The sequence below is a fragment of the Rhodoferax lacus genome (genome assembly GCF_003415675.1).
In the GTDB taxonomy this organism is placed as follows: domain Bacteria; phylum Pseudomonadota; class Gammaproteobacteria; order Burkholderiales; family Burkholderiaceae_C; genus Allorhodoferax; species Allorhodoferax lacus.
Genome location: NZ_QFZK01000065.1, coordinates 1 through 429 on the forward strand (window position 1 = coordinate 1; position 429 = coordinate 429).

Annotated in this window: 1 pseudogene; it reads right to left on the bottom strand. The window is 56.2% G+C overall.

Annotated elements, in window-relative coordinates:
* Positions 1 to 368 (bottom strand): annotated as a pseudogene (locus DIC66_RS22800) (transposase); the annotation flags it as partial.
* Between the last annotated feature and the right edge of the window lie 61 nt (positions 369 to 429).

Sequence of the window (429 nt, forward strand, 5' to 3'; positions counted from 1 at the left end):
GTAGCAGGACTCGCTGACCATAAACGCAGCGCAGGCCAGCCTTATGGGGACGCTGCGCATCAGAACTGCACGTTGGGCCATCTCGCGCCGGCGAGACGGCCTCACCACTTTTTTGCGAGGGCCTCGGCAACGATCTCGGACTTAAGTTTCTCTTCGAGGTACATCTTCTTGAGGCGGCGGTTCTCATCCTCAAGCTCCTTCATGCGGGTCATCATGGAGGTGTCCATGCCGCCGAACTTGGCACGCCACTTGTAAAACGTGGCGGTGCTAACGCCCAGTTCCCGACACATCTCCGGCACCGGCAGACCGGCTTCAACACGCTTCAAGGCAGCCATGATCTGGCTGTCGGTAAATCTTGACTTCTTCACGTAGAACTTCCTTCTTGGAAAATTCTACTTCTCGGACCTTTGGTTTATCGGGGGGATTACC